Origin of the sequence: uncultured Psychromonas sp. (genome assembly GCF_947489755.1) — a bacterium.
Lineage (GTDB): Bacteria > Pseudomonadota > Gammaproteobacteria > Enterobacterales > Psychromonadaceae > Psychromonas.
In genome coordinates this window covers 1-21,418 of sequence record NZ_CANLFB010000039.1, presented here as the reverse complement: position 1 = coordinate 21,418, position 21,418 = coordinate 1, and the positions used below count along the sequence as shown (strand labels likewise).

The 21,418-nt window shown below is 36.2% G+C and carries 19 protein-coding genes; 17 read left to right on the top strand and 2 right to left on the bottom strand.

All coding sequences use genetic code 11. The features are described from left to right. Positions 1 to 25 precede the first annotated feature (25 nt). From Q0794_RS16325 to Q0794_RS16270, 12 genes are all read left to right on the top strand, one after another. Positions 26 to 1,432 carry a TolC family outer membrane protein gene (locus Q0794_RS16325; protein WP_298943666.1) on the top strand — a complete coding sequence of 469 codons (1,407 nt, stop codon included), beginning with the start codon at positions 26 to 28 and terminating at the stop codon, positions 1,430 to 1,432. Beyond that, positions 1,419 to 2,024, top strand: coding sequence for an OmpA family protein (locus tag Q0794_RS16320; RefSeq protein ID WP_298943665.1), 606 nt, complete (start codon positions 1,419 to 1,421; stop codon positions 2,022 to 2,024). Before Q0794_RS16325 ends, Q0794_RS16320 begins: the two co-directional genes overlap by 14 nt. Before the next feature lie 11 nt (positions 2,025 to 2,035). Continuing rightward, the gene (locus tag Q0794_RS16315) at positions 2,036 to 2,728 is read left to right on the top strand and encodes a transglutaminase-like cysteine peptidase (protein ID WP_298943663.1); all 693 of its coding nucleotides are present in this window, start codon (positions 2,036 to 2,038) and stop codon (positions 2,726 to 2,728) included. Between the two features lie 7 nt (positions 2,729 to 2,735). After that, on the top strand, positions 2,736 to 4,676 hold the full coding sequence (locus Q0794_RS16310) for an EAL domain-containing protein (protein ID WP_298943661.1): 1,941 nt from the start codon (positions 2,736 to 2,738) through the stop codon (positions 4,674 to 4,676). 712 nt (positions 4,677 to 5,388) lie between these two features. Then, entirely contained in the window at positions 5,389 to 5,847 is a 459-nt protein-coding gene (gene nrdR / locus Q0794_RS16305; RefSeq protein WP_298943659.1) for a transcriptional regulator NrdR, read from the top strand. A 53-nt stretch (positions 5,848 to 5,900) separates the two neighbouring features. Continuing rightward, a complete protein-coding gene (gene ribD / locus Q0794_RS16300) occupies positions 5,901 to 7,040 on the top strand; it encodes a bifunctional diaminohydroxyphosphoribosylaminopyrimidine deaminase/5-amino-6-(5-phosphoribosylamino)uracil reductase RibD (RefSeq protein ID WP_298943657.1) in 1,140 nt (379 codons plus the stop codon). A 1-nt stretch (position 7,041) separates the two neighbouring features. Then, entirely contained in the window at positions 7,042 to 7,704 is a 663-nt protein-coding gene (locus Q0794_RS16295) for a riboflavin synthase (protein WP_298943655.1), read from the top strand. 47 nt (positions 7,705 to 7,751) lie between these two features. Then, positions 7,752 to 8,858 (top strand): bifunctional 3,4-dihydroxy-2-butanone-4-phosphate synthase/GTP cyclohydrolase II, encoded by a 1,107-nt coding sequence (ribBA, locus tag Q0794_RS16290; protein ID WP_298943653.1) that lies wholly within the window; start codon positions 7,752 to 7,754, stop codon positions 8,856 to 8,858. An 84-nt stretch (positions 8,859 to 8,942) separates the two neighbouring features. Further along, the gene (gene ribE / locus Q0794_RS16285; protein ID WP_298943651.1) at positions 8,943 to 9,410 is read left to right on the top strand and encodes a 6,7-dimethyl-8-ribityllumazine synthase; all 468 of its coding nucleotides are present in this window, start codon (positions 8,943 to 8,945) and stop codon (positions 9,408 to 9,410) included. Between the two features lie 5 nt (positions 9,411 to 9,415). After that, on the top strand, positions 9,416 to 9,844 hold the full coding sequence (gene nusB, locus Q0794_RS16280) for a transcription antitermination factor NusB (protein ID WP_298943674.1): 429 nt from the start codon (positions 9,416 to 9,418) through the stop codon (positions 9,842 to 9,844). 131 nt (positions 9,845 to 9,975) lie between these two features. After that, positions 9,976 to 10,695 (top strand): DUF445 family protein, encoded by a 720-nt coding sequence (locus Q0794_RS16275; protein ID WP_298943649.1) that lies wholly within the window; start codon positions 9,976 to 9,978, stop codon positions 10,693 to 10,695. A 500-nt stretch (positions 10,696 to 11,195) separates the two neighbouring features. Then, on the top strand, positions 11,196 to 12,173 hold the full coding sequence (locus Q0794_RS16270) for a DMT family transporter (protein WP_298943648.1): 978 nt from the start codon (positions 11,196 to 11,198) through the stop codon (positions 12,171 to 12,173). Positions 12,174 to 12,323: 150 nt separating this feature from the next. On the opposite strand, the gene Q0794_RS16265 is transcribed toward Q0794_RS16270, so the two are convergent. Next, positions 12,324 to 13,501 (bottom strand): IS3 family transposase gene (locus Q0794_RS16265; protein WP_298943646.1). Its coding sequence is split into 2 segments (ribosomal slippage): positions 12,324 to 13,231 and positions 13,231 to 13,501, totalling 1,179 coding nucleotides; the frame shifts between segments, so codons are not numbered across the junction. Positions 13,502 to 13,918: 417 nt separating this feature from the next. Here Q0794_RS16265 and Q0794_RS16260 point away from each other — a divergent pair. After that, a complete protein-coding gene (locus Q0794_RS16260; RefSeq protein WP_298943644.1) occupies positions 13,919 to 15,766 on the top strand; it encodes a chondroitinase-B domain-containing protein in 1,848 nt (615 codons plus the stop codon). Positions 15,767 to 15,876: 110 nt separating this feature from the next. On the opposite strand, the gene metG is transcribed toward Q0794_RS16260, so the two are convergent. Continuing rightward, positions 15,877 to 17,937, bottom strand: a complete 2,061-nt coding sequence (gene metG / locus Q0794_RS16255) for a methionine--tRNA ligase (protein ID WP_298943642.1) — start codon at positions 17,935 to 17,937, stop codon at positions 15,877 to 15,879. Between the two features lie 226 nt (positions 17,938 to 18,163). Between metG and apbC the strand changes: the two genes are divergently transcribed. The 4 genes from apbC to Q0794_RS16235 all read left to right on the top strand — a co-directional run bounded on the left by apbC (position 18,164) and on the right by Q0794_RS16235 (position 21,266). Beyond that, positions 18,164 to 19,249, top strand: a complete 1,086-nt coding sequence (apbC, locus tag Q0794_RS16250) for an iron-sulfur cluster carrier protein ApbC (protein ID WP_298943672.1) — start codon at positions 18,164 to 18,166, stop codon at positions 19,247 to 19,249. 120 nt (positions 19,250 to 19,369) lie between these two features. Continuing rightward, positions 19,370 to 19,621, top strand: coding sequence for a DUF2164 domain-containing protein (locus Q0794_RS16245; RefSeq protein ID WP_298943640.1), 252 nt, complete (start codon positions 19,370 to 19,372; stop codon positions 19,619 to 19,621). Positions 19,622 to 19,745: 124 nt separating this feature from the next. Continuing rightward, a complete protein-coding gene (recR, locus tag Q0794_RS16240) occupies positions 19,746 to 20,345 on the top strand; it encodes a recombination mediator RecR (protein ID WP_298943638.1) in 600 nt (199 codons plus the stop codon). 252 nt (positions 20,346 to 20,597) lie between these two features. Continuing rightward, a complete protein-coding gene (locus Q0794_RS16235) occupies positions 20,598 to 21,266 on the top strand; it encodes a hypothetical protein (RefSeq protein ID WP_298943637.1) in 669 nt (222 codons plus the stop codon). Positions 21,267 to 21,418 lie beyond the last annotated feature (152 nt).

Sequence of the window (21,418 nt, the reverse complement as noted above, 5' to 3'; positions counted from 1 at the left end):
ATATGGATATGGATATGGAGATAGAATGAAAGCATTCAAACGTAGAATAACTAAGAAAGTTGGCTTAGTTGCTTTTAGTTCCCTAACATTGCTTCCTTTGCAAGCAAATAGTCAATCATTAGAACAAGCAGTGGCACATACTTTAGATAGCAATCCTGAAATTCATGAGGCATTTACGCGCTTTAAAGTCAGTGAAAAAAAAGTAGAGCAAGCTGAAGCTGGTTATTACCCAACACTTGATTTAACGGGTGGTATTGGTCGTGAATACACTGATAGTGTAACGACTAGGGGTTACGGAGATTCTGGTAATAATACAGAGAACCTGACTAGAAGAGAATTAGGTTTAAGTTTTAAACAAAATCTATTCAGTGGTTTTGAAACAAGTAGTGAAGTTGATCGTACTAGTTTTGCAACAAGTGCCGAACAATGGCGATTACATTCAATCGCTGAAGATATTAGCCTAGAAGTGACTAAAGTTTATGTTGAGCTTATGCAAACAAAAGAACTTGTTGCCCTATCAGAAAGAAATTTACAGTCTCATATTGATATTTATGACCAAATTAAAGAACGTACCGACTCAGGCTTTAGCAGTAAAGCCGATTTGTCACAAATTGGTGGTCGTTTAGCGCAAGCAGAGTCTAGTTTAATTGCAGCTAAAAATAACTATTTAGATGCAAAAACAAAGTTTTATAGTGTAGTCGATCAAACACCTGAAAACCTTGTTATTCCATATCCTGATAGCAGTATGTTACCTGCTACGCAGGCTGAAGGTCTTGAAATTGCACTTAAGAATCATCCTTCTGTTTGGGCTGCAAGTAACGATATTCAATCTGCTACTGCTCAATATAAGTCTGCTCAATCTAATTATTATCCTGATGTGACCTTTGAAGTTGATGGTAACTTTAACGATAATATTGATGGTGTTGACGGATCTAATACTGGTAATGGTGTTGGTGGTGAAAATAATGAAGTTGTTGCTATGATTCGTTTTAAATACAACTTGTTTGCAGGTGGTAAAGACACTGCTTATGCAAAAGAAACCGCTTATAAAATTAACCAAGCAAAAGCATTAAATATGACCGCTCATAGAGAAGTTAAAGAAGGTTTTATTTTGTCATGGGATGCTTTTGAATTATTAAATATGCAAAAGAAATACATAAAAATACATGTTATTGCAGCAAAAGATACACAAGATGATTACAAAGAACAGTTTAAAGTTGGACAACGTAGCCTACTAGACTTGCTTGATACTGAAAATGAACTTTTTGAGTCACGTCGTGACTTCTTAGAAGCTGAGTTTGCAGAGATAACTGCTCAATATCGTATATTACATGCTATGGGAATATTACTTGATTCCTTACGTGTAACTCGTCCTGAAGCATGGAAGGGTGAAGAGCAATTTGAAGGAGGAGTTTACAATGAAAAAGGTTAGTCTATTAGCGAGTGTTTTATTATTAAGTGCTTGTTCACATCAGGTTATTGATGTGTCTGAAACCCCGACTACACAGTTATACGATTTATCAGATCCTGAAGGTGACGGTGTTATTACTGCTCGCGATAATTGCCTTGATACTATCGCAGGTGCTGCAGTAGATAATAATGGTTGTGGAACTGATCTTATTGAAAAGATTCGCGTTAAATTATTAGTTAACTTTGAAAATAACTCATCTGTCGTTGATAATAAATATTATCCTGAAATTGAAAAGCTAGCGGGTTTAATGAAAGAATATAAATCAGTTAACGTCTCGATAGAAGGCCATACTAGTATCGTTGGGTCTGCCCAACATAATAAAGCATTATCGTTAAGTCGAGCTGAGGCCGTTAAGTCAATATTAGTGAGACAATATGGAATCGACAGTAGCCGAGTTAATGCACTAGGTTTTGGCTTTGACCAGTTATTATTTGAAGGTAATGATGATTATGTGAACGCACAAAATCGACGTATTGTTGCTGAAATTGTTGGTGGTAAAGAAATTGTTGATATGAAATGGAATATTTATAGTGTTGATCAGCGTGAACAGTAATTAATTATTTAATGCACTGGAAACGCGCTTCATTAATAAAAGCACTGATTATTGGTTTACTTGCATATACGAGTAGTTATTACTTATATGCAAGTGTTTCATTAAATTTCAATAGCAAAGCGCTTATTTCTACACTGCAAAAAAATTATGGTGACCGTGCTGCTAAACGAGGAACCGCTTGGTTAAAAATACTTAATAAGCAATATAAAGATGAGCAAGAAAAACTAGTAAGTACTAATCGTTTTTTTAATCAATTACGATTTACTACTGATAAAAAGCTTTGGGGACTCAATAATTATTGGGCTACACCCGTTGAGTTCATTGGAGTAAATGCAGGTGACTGTGAGGACTTTGCTTTAGCGAAATACTTTAGCCTATTAGCAATCGGTATTGCAGATAATAAATTACGTATAGTGATGGTTAAATCGCTTACATTAAATCAATACCATATGGTTGTTGCTTATTATGCAACCCCTACATCAGAACCATTGATCTTAGATAATATCGATGGTCGAATAAAGAAAGCGAATAATCGCAAAGATTTAATCCCTGTGTATAGCTTTAACGGTAAACAGTTATGGTTAAACAATGAAAAAAGACAAGGCCGTGTCGCAGGAAAACCAAGTCGACTCAAACGATGGAATGATTTAAACCTTCGTATGGGACTTAATCAATTAAAGCAACCTGTTACATCAATGGAGTAACTTATTTATGACACTGTTTAATCAGATCAATTCATTATTACTAGGATTATTCTTACTAGTAGTGACGAGTTTGGCGTATTTTCAGTTTACCGAAACAAAAGGGTTTATGGAAAGCCAGATCTCGTCTGACTTAAATAATACCACAAATGCATTAACTTTAATGTTGAAGCCTCACCTTGAAACAGGTGATGTTGCTTCTGCTGAAACGGTAATTAATGTTATTTTTGAAGGTGGCTTTTACAAAAAAGTGAGTCTCACATGGTTAGATAGTGATAAAACCCAAGTCTGGGATAACCCGATTAAAGTGGAAGGTGTTCCACAATGGTTTTTAAACTTAGAGTTATTTGGCCCACAAAGCACCGAAAGCACTATTACCAATGGCTGGATACAATTAGCGACGTTAAAATTAGAAGCGAATCCTGCAATTGGCTATAGCCAGCTTTGGAAAGTAATGCGTGATACCTTAATTACGTTAACTTTATTATTTATTTTATCTTTAATTATTTTACGCTTCCGATTGAAAAAAATATTAGCACCATTACATCGAGTAGCTGGGCAGGCTAAGTTAATTGCAAAACGTGAGTTTCAACCTGATTTAGAAACGCCTGATACCATAGAACTTAAAGAAGTCGTCTTGGCGATTAATAGTATGTCAGGTCAGTTACAAACTATGTTTTCGCAATTAGATACAGAAGTTGTGTCTTTAAAAAATGAAAAACTAACAGATAAAGTGTCGCAACTTCCTAATCGTTTATATCTAAACGCACAGCTTGGTAGTTGGATAAAAGATCCCGGCTATGGTGGTGTACTGATTGCACGATTAGATTGGTTAGAGCAAATAGACGAGCAGTTTGGTTATCAAGTACGAGATAACACTATTCGAATCTTAGCTAAGGAAATGCAACAATTATTACCTACTATTGCGCCTTGTGTGATTGCACGTATTTCTAGCCGAGAGTTTGTTTTCTTAGTAACAAAAGCCTCGCCTTCACAGTTAAAAGTATTTGTACAAAATGTTATTCGTTTGATTAATCAAGCAATGATCAGTGCAAACTATAAAGATCAAGAGCAGTTTTCTATCGGTGTTGCGGTGAGAACCCAAGGAATGAGTGCTTCTAAATTATTAGGCAGTGCAGACGATGCATTACAATCTGCATTAAATAACAATGAAGTTTGTCATTGGTTTGAAAATAACGAAGAGAAAGATTTAGAATTAGCGCAATGGAGAGATCTGTTACAAGAAGCGATTGTTCAACGTGACTTCTTATTACAATGGCATCCTGCCATGTCGTTTGAAAACGATAGTGTACTTCAGCGTGAAATATACAGTGGTTTAAAAGTTGAAGAAAATGTAATACGCGCAGCTCAATTCATGCCTTATATTGAACAGTTAGAGTTAGGCAGTGAATTTGATCAATCTTTACTTAAAAATATCGCTGAACATCCAACACTATTAGCTAACAAAGAAAAAGTAGCCATTAATATTACACAAGATAGTGTATTGGATATTAATTTCCATAATTGGTTAGGTATATTTATTAGTCGACAAAAAAATCCTGAACGTTTTCATTTTGAAATACAGGAAAGCACTGTCTTAACGTATCCAAAACAGAGTCAGCTATTCACTAATATTATAAAACAAAACGGTGGCCTAGTTGGTATTGACCATTACGGAAGAGAAATGGGCTCCGTTGCTTATTTACAAACTATCAAACCAGACTATGTAAAATTAGATCAATCATTATCATGTAACTCAAGTAATGATATGGAAGTTGATGAAATTACAGAACGTCTTGCCTTAAGTCGAGCAGTTATCAATACAGCACGTGGCGTAGGTATTGAGGTTATTATTACAGCAGTAGAAGATACCGAACAATTAGATAGGTTAAGAGGCCTACACGCAAACGGTTACCAAGGGTTTATTACTCCGCCAAGTTATATTTATTAAGCATTAATAAATCATAAAAAGCCGTTAAATAGTGTCTCGCTATTTAACGGCTTTTTTGTGTGTTGCAGTTTCATTTTTAATGCGCCTTAGGGTCAAATATTACCAATACCAATTAGATTAATACTTTGAGCATAAATTTTAAAATTGATGCGTTATATATTGCGAAAAGGATTAATTTAAATGCGATAACGTTATTTGATAAATAGAGTTGCTTGGCAAATAGATTACTTGAAAAATAGACTTGCTACCTTTAACTGTATTTATTGCTTAATTTTGATCATTACAGACAACATTATATTTAGTTTTATTTCAGCTTGCTTACTTTTCAAAAAAAAATCACAAGGCATTTAGTATTCACTGCCTATCCCTAAAGTCTCCAAATTTAATATATTAAACCCTTCGATTAAGTTATTCATATTAATTTCAATTTTTATAGCAAAAAATGAAAGCGGTTATTACTTTTTAATCATTTGAAATAATATTATTTTTATAAATAATCAGATGATAGTCAATTTATATAGATATGTTTATCTCTTAAAATAAGATACTACTTTTTGTTTAATTATCAGTGATAAAGTCCCATTTAAGACTAAAATTATGTTAAATTATCAAGTTATTACAACCCCTATATTTAGTATGTAATTAGCTTATAAAGTCCATATATAACAAGCTAATACGCTATTCCGTCGTTTATTACACAGAGAAATACACTATGTTTTGTCCTTTTTGTAATGCACAAGATACAAAAGTTATCGATTCTCGCCTTGTTTCTGAAGGCTCTCAAGTTCGCCGTCGTCGTTTATGTAACGAATGTAATGAGCGTTTTACGACTTTTGAACTGGCTGAATTAATTATGCCTCGTCTGATAAAGTCAGATGGTAGTCGTGAACCTTTTAATGAAGAAAAATTATTAGTTGGTATTAATATCGCTTTAGAAAAGCGTCCCGTCAGTATTGAAGCAGTAGAAAGTGCGGTGAACAAACTAAAATCGACCTTACGTGCGACAGGTGAGCGAGAAGTGCCGACTAAAATGGTCGGCGAATTGGTCATGGATTTATTAAAAGGTTTAGACAAAATTGCCTACATTCGTTTTGCTTCTGTTTATCGTGCATTTGAAGATGTGAAAGAATTCGGTGAAGAAATCGCCAAACTTGATACAACGAATAAATAATCCTATAAAAATTCAAACTCAGTTAACATTTTAAATTAAAAAGTAATCATCACATGGCATTTACTGAATTAGATAAAGAATACATGCTTAGAGCGATAGAACTTGCTAAGCATGGACGTTTTACAACATCACCTAACCCTAATGTAGGTTGTGTCATTGTCAATAATGGTGCGATTGTAGGGGAAGGGTTTCATAAAAAAGCTGGCACTGGCCATGCTGAAGTTCATGCGCTAGCGGCTGCTAAAGAACAAGCTATAGGAGCAACCTGCTATGTGACTTTAGAGCCTTGCTCTCATTATGGCAGAACACCACCTTGTGCCTTAGCGTTAGTTAAAGCGGGCGTAAAGCGCGTAGTTGTGGCGATGGTCGATCCTAATCCTAAAGTTGCTGGTCGTGGACTTTCTATTTTAAAAGAAGCAGGGATTATTGTTGAAGCAGGGTTATTGACTAAGCAAGCAGAGGCGTTGAATCCTGGTTTTATTACGCGCATGACATTAAAACGACCTCGTGTGACGGTTAAAATGGCATCAAGCTTAGATGGAAAAACGGCGTTAAAAAATGGATTAAGCCAATGGATAACAGGTCCTCAAGCAAGAGCAGATGTTCAATATTATCGAGCACAACAAAGTGCCATTTTAACGGGTAATAAAACGGTTTTTGCTGATGATCCTAGTTTGAATGTACGTTATCAAGAATTAGTTAAAAGTCCTGCGTTTGATAGTGCCTTATTAGATGAAGCGGATCTTCGTCAACCGATTCGTATTATTTTAGATTCCCACAATAAGCTGACACTCCAAGAAAAATTATTTGATTTATCGGGTAAAGTTTTATTAGTGTCTTTGACTGCACGAGATACCGCCTTATTTTCAGGTTGTAAAGCCGATGTAGAACAAATTATTTGCGCTCAAAATGAAGATAATAAAATTGATCTTCATGCATTGATGAGCCTACTTAACAACCATGAAATTAATGACTTATGGGTTGAATCTGGCGCGACATTAGCGGGTGAACTATTTAAAAATGATTTGGTTGATGAATTTATTCTATATCAAGCAACAAAATTAATGGGCGATCAAGCTAGAAACTTAGTAAACTTACCCAACTTTTCAACGATGAACGATATTATTACCCTTAAACTACAATCTGTGGTTCAGATTGGTGATGATATTCGTCTTATTAACCATCGAGAATAATATGTTTACAGGTATTGTTGCAGCAGTGGGCAAAATCACTGCAATCAAAAATAACGAAAAAGATATGACCATCACCGTTGATGCTGGCGGTTTAGATATGCATGATGTCAAACTTGGCGATAGTATTGCTAATAATGGTGTTTGCTTAACTGTAACGCGTCTAAGTGAACATGGTTTTGATGCAGACTTATCATACGAAACAATTAAACTAAGTGCTTTCTCAAGTATTCAAACAGGCTTTATGATTAACCTAGAGAAAGCAATGCAGATGAATGATCGCTTTGGTGGTCATATTGTGAGTGGTCATGTTGACGGTGTTGGAGAAATTACGTCTATTTCACCTTTAGGCAATGCCATTGAATATTGGATCAAAGCACCTGATGATTTAGCTAAATATATTGCTAAAAAAGGATCGATCACAGTTGATGGTGTGAGTTTAACCACGAATGATGTTGATGGCGCTAGCTTTAAATTGACTATTATCCCACATACGATCAGTGAAACGACAATGCAGCAATATGTTGTTGGTAGCCAAGTGAATTTAGAAGTTGATGTTATTTCTCGTTACTTAGAACGTTTAATGTTGGGTGAGCATGCCGCTAAAACAACTACAAAACAACAATCTACAATGGAACTGCTAGCAAAAAGCGGTTTCATGGGCTAGTACCAATTTTAGTACACTTTTGAGTACAAGAGAGTTAAGGAATCAAAATGAAGTTAAATACAACAGCAGAAATCATCGAAGATATTCGCCTAGGTAAAATGGTTATTTTGATGGACGATGAAGATCGTGAGAATGAAGGTGACCTAATAATGGCTGCTGATTTAGTAACACCTGAAGCTGTTAACTTTATGGCTAAATATGGTCGTGGCTTAATCTGTTTAACATTGACGGCAGACCGTTGTGAACAACTAAAACTACCCTTAATGGTTGAAGATAATACTGCCGCATTTTCAACTAATTTTACTGTTTCTATTGAAGCGGCTAAAGGTGTGACAACAGGGATTTCAGCTGCAGATCGTGCAGTAACCGTATTAGCAGCAATTTCAAAAGACGCAAAACCAGCAGATATCGTTATGCCGGGACATATTTTCCCACTGAAAGCTCAGGAAGGTGGTGTATTAACGCGTGCAGGACATACGGAAGCCGGGTGTGATTTAGCTCGCTTAGCAGGTCGTGAACCAGCAGGGATGATTGTTGAAATCTTAAATGAAGACGGCAGTATGGCTCGCCGTAGCGATTTAGAGGTCTTTGCAAAATTACACGATATTAAATTAGGTACGGTTGCCGATTTAATTGAATACCGTAACAATAATGAAACAACCATTGAACGTGTGAGTGAATGTAAACTACCTACAGAATTTGGCGAATTTGATCTCGTTGCGTACCAAGATACAATTGATAAACAAGTTCATTTCGCCTTAGTCAATGGTCAAGTTAAATCTGATCAAATAACCAATGTACGTGTTCATTTACAAAATACATTTGCTGATAATTTTTTCTCTGATCGTTTAAGTCCTCGCACTTGGCCTATGCATACTGCTTTAGCTCGCTTAGCGAAAGATGGTGGTGTATTAGTAATGTTAGGCCATCAAGAAACAGCAGAATCATTAATAGAACAGATTAAAAATATCAAACAAGAAGATGCAGGTGAGCGAATAGCCGCTAAACCATTAGGTGCGAGTCGTCGTGTTGGTGTTGGTTCGCAAATTTTACGTGATTTAGGCGTGCAAAAAATGGCGTTATTCAGTTCACAGAAAAAGTATCATGCTTTATCTGGTTTTGGACTTGAAGTAGTTGAATACATCACGGAATAAACCCAATATATTCACTGAATAAACACTGTCGATATAGAAATAAACTGTGTTAGAATGCACAAAATTATGTAATAAGGGTAGAAAATGAAAATAATTGAAGGTGGCTTAGCCGCTCCACACGCTAAAATCGCAATCGTGATCTCTCGCTTTAACAGCTTTATTAACGAGCAGTTATTAGCAGGTGCTATTGATACCCTTAAACGTGCTGGTCAGATCTCAGATGACAATATTACTGTTGTTCGTGTACCAGGTGCGGTTGAATTACCATTAATCACTAAGCGCGTTGCTGCTTCTAATAAGTTTGATGCGATTGTTGCACTAGGTTGTGTTATCCGTGGTGGCACACCTCATTTTGAATTAGTTATCAATGAATGTAATAAAGGCTTAGCGCAAGTTTCGTTAGACTACAGTATTCCTGTTGCATTCGGTGTCTTGTCAACGGATTCAATCGATCAAGCAATTGAACGTGCTGGTACTAAAATGGGTAACAAAGGTAGCGAAGCTGCTTTAAGTGCACTAGAAATGGTTAACGTGATGGCGGAATTAGGATAATGGCTATGAAACCTGCTGAACGTCGTCGTGCTCGTCAATTTGCTGTACAAGCTGTTTACCAATGGCAAATTACTCAAACAGGTGTAACGCAAATTATTGAACAATTCTCTGTTGACCAAGATATGTCTAAAGCTGATGTACCTTACTTTAAAGAGTTGTTAATTGGCGTTGTACAAAACGTTGAGTCATTAGATACAAAATTATCACCTTATCTTTCTCGTAAAATCGAAGATGTTGATATGGTTGATATTGCAGTACTGCGTATAGCGATGTTTGAATTAACATACCGTACTGATGTACCACATAAAGTAGTATTGAACGAAGCAATTGAATTAGCAAAAGATTTCGCAACAGACGAGTCGTACAAATTTGTTAATGGCGTATTAGATAAAGCATTACGTAGCTTAAAGTTACGTGAAGAAGTTTCAAAATAATTACGGTTTTTTATCTGTAATAATTTGTGAATCATCAAAATCCAGTTATTTTATAACTGGATTTTTTTTCGGTAAAAAATAGAAAACGCATTATAAATGCTCAATAAACAATCATAAAACAAGGGATAAATATGAATAAGAGTTTAGTGACCAACCTGATTGCTACATTGATATTAGGGGCTGGGCTTTTTTTAGGTGAAACTGAAGTAGGTGCAATATTAACTATGGTGGGGTTATTTGCATTATCAGGCGCTTTAACCAATTGGCTTGCTATCTTCATGTTGTTTGAAAAAATCCCGTTCTTATATGGTTCTGGCGTTGTACCTGCTCATTTTGAAGAGTTTAAATCAGGCATCAGAAACTTAATGATGAAACAGTTTTTTACGGCACAAAATGTAGAACGTTTTTTATCAGCCGGTAGTTTTTCCCCTGCCCAATTAAACTTACAACCTGTCATTGAAAAAGTAGATTTAAATCCAACTTATGATGGTTTGATTAAAGTCATTATGAAGTCATCATTTGGTGGAATGTTAGAAATGTTTGGTGGTGAAGAGTCATTAAAACCATTAAGAGAACCTTTTATAACACACATGAAAACGTCTATTATCGATTTAACGAATGATGATAAATTTATTGAGTTGCTAAAAAGTGAAATTGAACACCCTGATATGATGCAAGATATCTTGGCAAAAATAGAAAGAATTATTGAGCAACGTTTAAATGAGCTAACGCCCCAGTTAGTGAAAGAGATTATTCAAGCTATGATCAAAAAACACCTTGGTTGGTTAGTTGTTTGGGGTGGTGTTTTTGGTGGATTAATTGGTTTAGTGAGTGCACTTATTGTCGCATAAGCAAGTACTAATATATCGTCGTTAACTCGCTCTAATTAGGGCAAATGAAGTGTTGTTATATAGGGTTATCGTTAAACACTGATGCACTCCACGATGGAAACAATAGCAGTCTATTGTTTCCATCATATTTAATAAACTCAAGTTAGTCATATTACAATGACATCGCTATAAAAGATAAATCGTTATATTTTAATAACCGTCTCATGGCTTAAATGAGTTTGTGCATTGTTGATAGAATCAGCTAACTTTATTAAAAACTTATTAAGGTCTTTGCATATAAGCAAAAGCGAAGTCTTTTATGCTTATAAACAATTACTTTAAAGCAAGTACCTTAAAGAAGTTTCCTAAAAAGTATTTTAAAAATAACTGACTTATTTCAGATTTTGTCCATTTGACTAATTGCTGCTATTTATTTTGTAGATAACAAAGTAACTTGATTAGACTATGCCGTAAAAAACTGTTTTTATAGTAGATTCAACTTTTACTCCAAAGAGCCTAATATGCAACATTATACCGATAGCCCTTATAAGACCTTTTTATTAACGAGTTTTGCATTAATCGCTTTTGCAGCAAATTCTGTTTTTTGCCGTCTAGCATTGGGGGAGCAACAAGTTGATGCAGGTAGCTTTACTGTGATTAGATTGCTATCCGGTAGCATTTTTTTAGCTATTTTTCTGTCTATTAAACATGTTTACTTTAGTGCTAATGCTTCGGATAAAAAAGATTTATCAAATCAACGAAGTAAAAGTAACAATGATAGCACTCAGAATGATCACACTAAGAATGATGACAGTAAAAAAAGTGTGAGTAAGGGAAGTTGGCTTAACGCAATTTGGCTGTTTGTTTATGCGATGACCTTTTCTTATGCTTACATTCAACTCGATACGGCAACGGGGGCATTAGTTCTCTTTGCGACAGTGCAAGTGACTATGTTGCTAACGCGCGTGCTTAAAGGACACTTATTAAGCCGTGCTGAATTATTGGGTTTGATATTGGCTATCGCAGGGTTTGTTTATCTACTTGCTCCTCAAGTTTCTAGCCCATCGATTGTTGCTTTTGCTTTAATGTGTATTTCAGGTATTAGTTGGGCATTTTATACGTTAGCGGGTAAAAAAAGTATCGATCCTACATCGGATACTATTTTTAACTTTTTCCGTACTTTACCCTTTATTTTTATTTTTATATTGATCAATATAGATAAAACATTCCTCACTATGGAAGGCGTTGTTTATGCTATTTTATCGGGTGTGTTAGCTTCTGCTGTTGGTTATCTACTTTGGTATAAAGCATTAAAAACATTGCGTCATAACGTTGCTGCAGTCGTACAATTGTTAGTGCCAGTATTAGCCGCTATCGCTGGCTTTATATTTTTAGGCGAAAGTGTCTCGGAAGTATTTGTGGTTTCAAGCTTGATTATATTGAGCGGTATTTTATTAGTGATTAAGAATCCAACTTTGAGTTTCAGCAGTACTAAATAAATATTTTTAATTTTAACAGCTGCATCAGTGGGCTGTTAAGTTTTTATAAAATAGCTTATGTAATAGCTTATAAAATTTGAAGCTATTATATAGCTCTTCATTTTTACATATTCATTTACCTGCTCTTAATTAAACTCGTTTCTGTAGTGGTCAAGTAAAACTGGCCATCTTGTTAGAGGTTTTTACGTTTTCTTTCTCTGCTGCTAATGGTGAAAGTCCACCGTTAAACTGATGTGGCCGATATCGATTGTAATAGCCATTTATATAATCACTAATCGACAGCCTCGCTGTGTTCATATCTGAATAACCTAACTTAGGCATCCATTCTGTTTTAAAGCTTCTAAAAAAACGTTCCATTGGCGCATTATCCCAACAATTACCACGGCGACTTAAGCTCTGTCTAATCCCATAGCGCCATAACAATTGTCTAAATGTTTTACTTGTATAATGGCAACCTTGGTCACTATGAAACAATAGCTTCTTTGTTTTTCCTCGACTCTCAAAAGCCATCCTTAATGCTTTTTTAGTTAACTCGCTATCTGGACTATTCGAAATAGCCCAACCAATAACTTTACGCGCATATAAATCGATAACCACCGCTAAATAAGACCATTTGTTACCTGCCCAAACGTAAGTGACATCACCGCACCATGACTGATTAGGCGCTGTTGGGCTAAAGTCCCGATTAAGTACATTGGGTATTGATAAGTGCTCTTTTTCACCTTTCGCATACTTGTGAGTGGGCAGTTGTCGGCTAACAAGTCCTTCTTGTTTCATTAGTTTGTTAACCAACCAGCGACTTACATGAAAGCCTGATGTTGCTAGTAATGTGACTAAGCTACGCTCACCAGCAGAGCCATGGCTCACCGTAAACCAATGCTTCATTTCGGCAATTAAACGTATACGCTCAGGTACTATTTTATCTGGGTTAGCCAGCCAATAACGGTAACTACTGCGATGAACGTCGAATAATTCACACAGTTTAACGGTACCAATGCTCTCTTGAAATTCGCTAATTAACGAAAACCTTTGAGTGAGTCCTGAATCAAGAGAGCTGAAGCCTTTTTTAATATTGTATTATCTGTTTCTAAGTCTTTTATCTTTCTCTCAAGCTCTCGTATTTTTATTTGGTCTAGCGTCAATGGGGTTGCTGATGATAGTTGCCCATTTCGCTCATTCCGAAGCTGTCTTGCCCATTTATCTACAGTTGATTTACCTAATCCTAAGCTCTCTGCTACATCTCTTACAGGTCGTCCCATATCAACGACTTGTTGTGCAACTTCTAGTTTAAATTCGGGTGAATAAGTTGGTCTTGTTTGTTTTGTCATATTAATACCTGATTAGTTAAAGTGAGTTTATCACCTCTAATCAGATGGCCAAATTCATTGTGCCACTACATTCATCAACTTCAGTGAATGTAGACATAAGCTTAATTAACTTACTCTACTGAATCTTTATTACTCAATTTTTTATTACTTAATCTGCCATTTTTCCTCTCAAAAAATATGAAATCACTAAGTTGAACTCTATTACATCAACAGTGGTCATTGCTAACACGATCTTCAGATCAAATATTTATCAGAACGATAAATTGTAATCCTTTTAATTTAATCTTTATCGAAGACACTGATCACAGCATTAATAGTAATCTATAGCTTGTATTAGAAATTGTGATCTCGGTAATTGTATTAATATAATATATCACTACATTGTCAACTACCTACAATTAGACCAAGGAGTGGACCGTGTATAAAAAATTATTATTACTTTCAGCAATGGCCGGATTAACTGCATGTGGAGGTTCGAGTAGTAGTTCAAATGAGACGAATGTCATAAGTGATGATGGCACAACCGGATCGACTGCTGCAATAATAAGCGGGACAACTTCGGTTGAATTGTATTATAAAAATGGCGACGTTAATGAGTCTCTTAGTATTGTCGATCCAGATGATGGCGAAGAAGCCTTTGTCGTTCAAACAGATATAGCCACTACCTACGGTATTTTTTCGCTTGATGCCGATGGTGAATGGACCTATGAAGTACCAGAAAATGAAACACTGGGTGACTTAAATGAAGATGAAAGCGTATCAGATAGTGTCACCGTCGCCTCTATTGACGGTACTGAAGCAACGATACGTTTCACTATTCTTTCTGCTGATGCACTTTCTGATGATGATAGTGGCAGTGATGACGATGATGAAGACGATAGCGACGACGAAGATGTGGTGACTTATGCATGTTCAGATGCATTCGAGGATGATGGCTCTGATGATGCAAATCCTGTTGTAACTGGAGCAACGCATAACTCAACGATCGATAACTTAAATGAGTTATTAAACAGTGGAGATGTGCAGGGTGGAGATGAAATCATTGTGTCAGGTGATGGTGAAATCTCGATTAAAGACACTTGTTTCGATGCTCAAGTTTTAATCCGTGCTGAAAGTGTTGGTAGTATCACTTTAGAAACCGCCGCTATTACTAACTCTCAAAACATTACTTTACAAGGGTTTGTATTGGGTCCAAATGATGCCAGTACATTATTCAAAATTGTAAACTCAAAAAATATTAAAGTGTTACGTAATACATTTGATCATAAAGATATCACTGATGGACAAACGTCAGTAGTGTTAACTGAATCAAGTGAAGAAATCTCAATTGCATATAATGAATTCTTGGATAAGAATATTGTTGTTGAAGACGACGATGGTCAAATCAATTCAGGCAGTTACATCAAATTTCAATATGATGATGATACTGAAACAATGACAACTAATGCACATATTCATCATAACTACTTTAAAAATATTGTCCCTTACGTAAAAGAGGGCAATACCGCTCCAGAAGGTGACTCAGACCGTGAAGCAATTGTTTTTGGGGATTCAGGCTCTCAAGATGTAGAAACAAACCATTTAATTGAATATAACTTGTTTGAAGATACCGATGGTGAAAATGAAATCATGACGGTGAAAACGTCAAATAATACCTTCTCAAATAATACTTTTTTAAATTCTATGGGCTCGCTATCGTTCCGTTTAGGACATGATAATAAAGCAGAAAATAATTATTTTTACGGCACTGGCGATAGCACGTTAGTGACGGATGCTAATTACGAAACCGGCGGTATTCGAGTGTATGGCGCAAACCATACTGTCAGTAATAACTACATGGAAAACTTATCGGGTACTAGTTGGAGAAGTCCTATATTAATTGATTCTGGTGATGTATCTGATAGTTCTAATGGCAACAGTCATGAAGCACCAACTAATGTGGCTGTGACTAATAATACGTTAGTCAATAATTTAGGCGGCGGCATTTTTATTGGTCGAGATAACTATACTATTGTGCCTAAGGACATTACTATTTCTGATAACTTAGTGACGGGAAGTGAAGGCAGTTTATTCAATAACTACGCTAATGATGACTCTAATACTTGGTCTGGCAACCAATCATACGCAACAGGTTCTGCTGTTGATAATGAAGATGGTACGTTAGGCGCTGGCGAGTTAGAAGTACTTTCATCGGAGCCTACTATTATTGCGCCTACCCCTCTAACCACAGAAGATGTTGGCCCAACCGCTGACTTGTCTAGCTAATAGCCGTCATATTAATCTAATAAAATTAACGCTATAAAAAAGCCGATTATATTAATATATAATCGGCTTTTTGCCATTTTAAATAACGATATTAACAACCATTTTAAGGGTTACATAATACGTTGACCAGGTTTAGCACCAGAGTCTGGGTTTAAGATATGAATATCTTCACCGCCAGGGCCCGCAGCTAATACCATGCCTTCAGACAAACCAAACTTCATTTGACGAGGTGCAAGGTTCGCCACCATTACCGTTAACTTACCTTCCAAATCTTCAGGGTTATAAGCAGATTTAATACCAGCAAAGACAGTACGCGTTTCACCGCCTAAGTCTAACGTCAGTTTTAATAGCTTATTGGCTTTAGGCACATGCTCAGCTTTGGCAATCAATGCAACACGTAAGTCAGTTTTTGCAAACGTATCAAAATCAATTTCAGCGGCAATAGGTTCTTTGTCTAATTCACTTTGGCTTTCTGCTTGTGTTGCTTCAGCTAATTTTTCTTTTGCTGCGGCATCGGCAGCTGCACTTGCTTTAGAGGACTCAACCATCGCTTCAACATGTTTAGGGTCAATACGTTGGAATAACGCTTTGAATTTGTTGATTTGATGTCCAGCTAATGGTGCCTGAATACTATCCCACGTTAATGTTTCATTTAAAAATGCTTCACTACGTTCAGTTAGTTTTGGCATGATTGGTTTTAAGTAAGTCATTAATACACGGAACAAGTTAATACCCATTGAACAGATATCTTGTACTTCAACTTCTTTACCTTCAACTTTAGCTAATGCCCACGGTGCTTTATCATCAATGTATTTATTAGCAATATCAGCTAATGCCATAATTTCACGAATCGCACGCGCAAATTCACGCTTCTCAAATTGCTCGGCAATCGAATCACCTGCATCAACAAATTGTTGGTATAGCTCAGGCTCAGAAACTTCTGCAGATAATTTACCATCGTATTTTTTAGCAATAAAGCCAGCAGTACGTGATGCTAAGTTAACTAATTTATTAACCACATCTGAATTAACACGTTGTGTGAAATCATCTAGGTTAAAATCTAAATCATCAACACGTGAGGTTAATTTAGCCGCGTAATAATAACGTAAACATTCAGGATCTAAATTTTCTAGGTAAGTGCTCGCTTTGATGAATGTGCCTTTTGATTTAGACATTTTTTCACCATTAACGCTTACATAACCATGTACGTTAACACCCGTCGGTTTACGGAAACCCGCGCCTTCTAACATTGCAGGCCAGAACAAACCGTGGAAATTGATGATGTCTTTACCAATGAAATGATAAAGCTCTGCAGTACTGTCTTTTGCCCAGTAATCATCAAAGTTAAGGTCGTCAGTACGATCACATAGATTTTTAAAGCTACCCATGTAACCAATCGGCGCATCTAGCCAAACATAAAAGAATTTACCCGGTGCATCTGGGATCTCAAAACCAAAGTAAGGTGCATCACGCGTGATATCCCATGCTTTCAAGCCACTTTCAAACCATTCACTGAGTTTATTAGCCACTTCACTTTGAAGCGCACCTGATTTAGTCCATTCAACTAACATATCTTGGAACTGTGGTGCATCGAAGAATAAGTTTTCAGTGTCTTTCATCACAGGTGTTGCATTTGAAACAACTGATTTAGGGTTAATCATTTCAGCAGGGCTGTAAGTCGCGCCACATACGTCACAGTTATCACCGTATTGGTCTTCAGCTTTACATTTAGGGCAACCACCTTTTACAAATCGATCTGGTAGAAACATCTCTTTTTCTGGGTCATATAATTGAGAAACGACTTTTTTAGTGATGTAGCCGTTATCACGTAATGCTAAATAAACTTGTGATGATAACGCTTTGTTTTCTTCAGAGTGGGTTGAGTGGTAGTTATCAAAACTGATATTAAAACCCTCAAAATCTTTTTCGTGATCGGCTTGAACTTGTGCAATTAATTGCTCAGGTGTGATACCCATCTCTTGAGCTTTAAGCATGATCGCAGTGCCATGAGCATCATCAGCACATACAAAGTGAATGTTATTACCGCGTAAGCGTTGGAAACGAACCCAGATGTCCGCTTGTACATGCTCTAGCATGTGCCCTAAATGGATTGGACCATTTGCATAGGGAAGGGCGCAGGTAACAAGGATATTACGATCTTGATTAGCCATTTTATTTGATATTCCTTAAGTCTAAGCGGATTTTTTACAGCTTGTAATACTACCCAAAAAATAGCGTAAATCCCACTCTTATCTATATTAGCTAAGGTCGAAAAGCATAAATAAAGCAATGTTTAGCAACGATAGTGGAGATATTTAATAGACTTCGTTTTAATAAGGATGAATTATCTAATCATTTTGATAAACTCATTCATCAATTTAGGTTTAAGGGATGACTATGCTGTTTAAAAAGAAAACTATCGAACAACAAGTTTTACAATGTTTTGAGAAAATAATTGAATCAGAATTACTCAAAAAATTTACAAAGCAGCGCTTATTAACCATCAAGGAAGATTCAGCTGAAATATCAATTCGTTTGCCATTCTATGCGCCTAATTGGTTAGCTGATTTACAAGCACAATCTACTGAACAGCTAACTTCTATTTTCAAACAAACACCCACGTGGAACGTGACTTATAAAGTGCCTACTTTTGAACATAAAAAAGTCGCTAAAACGAACCCTAATATTAAAAATATTATTGCAGTCTCATCAGGTAAAGGTGGTGTCGGTAAATCGACTGTGAGTGTTAATTTAGCGATAGCATTAGCTAAAAATGGTGCCAAGGTTGGTGTGTTAGATGCTGACATCTATGGGCCATCTTTACCGACTATGCTCGGTCATAAAAACACTAAATCAACGTCTGCCGACGGTAAGTTATTACAACCTATTGAAGCACACGGTATTGTTGGCAATAGCATTGGCTTTTTAATTGATGATAAAGATGCCATGGTGTGGCGTGGTCCAATGGCCAGTAAAGCACTGCAACAAGTACTCAATGAAACTGATTGGCCTGAATTAGATTACTTAATTGTTGATATGCCACCAGGTACAGGTGATATTCAATTAACCATGTCGCAAAATGTCGCAGTGACCAGTGCGGTTATTGTTACAACCCCACAAGACGTTGCCTTAATTGATGCTCAAAAGGGCGTGATTATGTTTAATAAAGTCGATGTGCATGTCACAGGCTTAATTGAAAATATGAGTGTCTATTCATGTGTTAAGTGTGGGCATCAAGAAGCTATTTTTGGAACGGGTGGCGGTAGAAAATTAGCTGAACAGTTTAACTTACCGTTTTTAGGTGAATTACCATTACATATACAATATCGTCAAAATACTGATGAAGGTTGCCCTACGGTTGCTAAAAATGAACTTCCTGCATTAGTAGAACCGTACTTAGCATTAGCTGAACAGGTCGCGATTAATCTTTATAAAAACTTAGAGCCAACCATTGAACAAATCAAAATAACAGAGCTGAAATAACGGTATGAATGTTAGCTAAAGCACAACGCTTTCATTTAACAAGAAAAACCCGTCTAATAGCGATATTTATTGGATTGGTTTTTGAACGTATTTATATCGCATTTTTTGTAAGGATTCACAATGCCTGACATCAAGTTTTCAACGTCTCAAAAGACCGCGATCGTTGACGAGATACAAAAGTATTTTGAAAAAGAGTTAGATCAAGAGCTTGGTCAATTTGATGCTGAGTTTCTACTCGATTTTTTTAGTGAAAAAGTCGGTAGTTATTATTATAACCAAGGTCTTAATGATGCGAGAGCAATATTAGATGATAAACTCGACACCATTACTGAATCCTTTTATGAGTTAGAAAAAATAACCGAGTTTGGTTAAGCACTGAGCTGACTTAATGATTAAGTTAAACATTTTATTCGCCACTGCTTATATTGATAATGTCATTCAGCAGTCGTTAATAGCATCATTTAAAAACAGATTTAAAAATAGAAGAAGTTAAACCATGTCAAATAGACCATTAATCGAAGAGCTAACACAAGCATTGCAGTGTTTACCAAGTGTCGGGCCAAAGTCTGCACAACGAATGGTGTATCATTTGTTAGATAAAAACCGTAATGGCGCACTTAAGCTAAGTGACGTGTTAGCACGAGCGGTTACTGAAATAGGCCATTGCCAGCAGTGCCGTACGTTCACTGAAGAAGATTTATGCCCTATTTGTAATAATCAAAAGCGTAATGATAACGGGACTATTTGTATTGTTGAAATGCCCGTGGATGTGGTGGCAATAGAGCAAACAGCATTGTTTTCTGGTACTTACTTTGTGTTAATGGGGCACTTGTCACCTCTTGATGGTATTGGTCCTGAGCAGCTTGGTTTAAACCTATTAGAAAAGCAGATGCAAAAAGGCAATATCAGCGAAGTTATCTTAGCCACTAACCCAACGGTTGAAGGTGAAGCAACCGCTTATTACATTGCTGAAATGGCCAGAAAATTCAAAATCCAAGTAAGCCGTATTGCCCATGGTGTACCAGTGGGTGGAGAGTTAGAGTTTGTTGATAGCACAACGTTGTCGCATTCGTTCTCTGGGCGCTCAATGTTATAATTTCTGATCAACTTATTTATATCATTAGCATGCTTTCGATTCGATTCGATTAGTTTAGATTAGCGGGCAGGGGAAATAGCAGAACTGTTACATTCAGGCTAATCACTTTAACCCTCAAATGAAAACACAGAAAAAATATTGTCATGTTCATTATTAATCAAAGTGATGAACTGCAATAGTCAATTTAATCACCCTCGAGATGATCATTGACAATAGAAACCACATGGATTTGTATTTACTTAAAGGAATAAAATGTCTGCCAATAATAATGTCCCTTTTGAAGGCACAGACAAAGCACGTAAAGCGTTAAAAACGATACTAACAACTTCAACGTTTAATACGTTATTAGCTAATCGAATTCCTGTTTCCATTGCTGATAAACTTTCTCGACAAGTAGTCGATAATGTTGATTTTTTAACACTGTTTAAAATTGTTGCTGAAGATATGCAAAATCAACATGCTCCTAAACAGCGCATTTTAGATAGGACCATTGTGCACATGTTCGAAATTTTGTTTCGCATCATTAATGCAGAGAAAGGTAATGAAGCAGAGGTCATGCAAAAAGAGTTTTTTACGCTTGTGCCACGTGGTGAGTGTTTAGATTTATTTTTACAATTAGTGAAAGAATATTGCATGGGAGATGCAGAAATTCAGCGTTATACTCATAAACTAGAACAATTGATTGAAGGTTACAGTAAGGAATACATTATTAACTGGGATCAGTTGTATAAAAGTGAAGCCTTTAAAAGTTATCTTTCTGCCTTACTATCATTAATATTAACTCACTTGCGTGAAGATAGGGCGCCGATTCCCGCATTAGAAAATAAAATACCCACACATTTTCAGCCTTATCGTATTAATTCATTTTTAAATCAAATATGTAAATTAAAGCAAACAGGTGCACTTCAACTAGATGCTTAATATAACCTCAGTTCCGGATAAAAAAAGCGATACAACACCACTATTTGAGCGAATTTCTTCGTTAAATTACTTCCTAATAACCAGTTATTGCTTCAACAATTTGCCTTGAACTACGCACAACTAGCAGTATTGTATAATAAATTTTTATAACT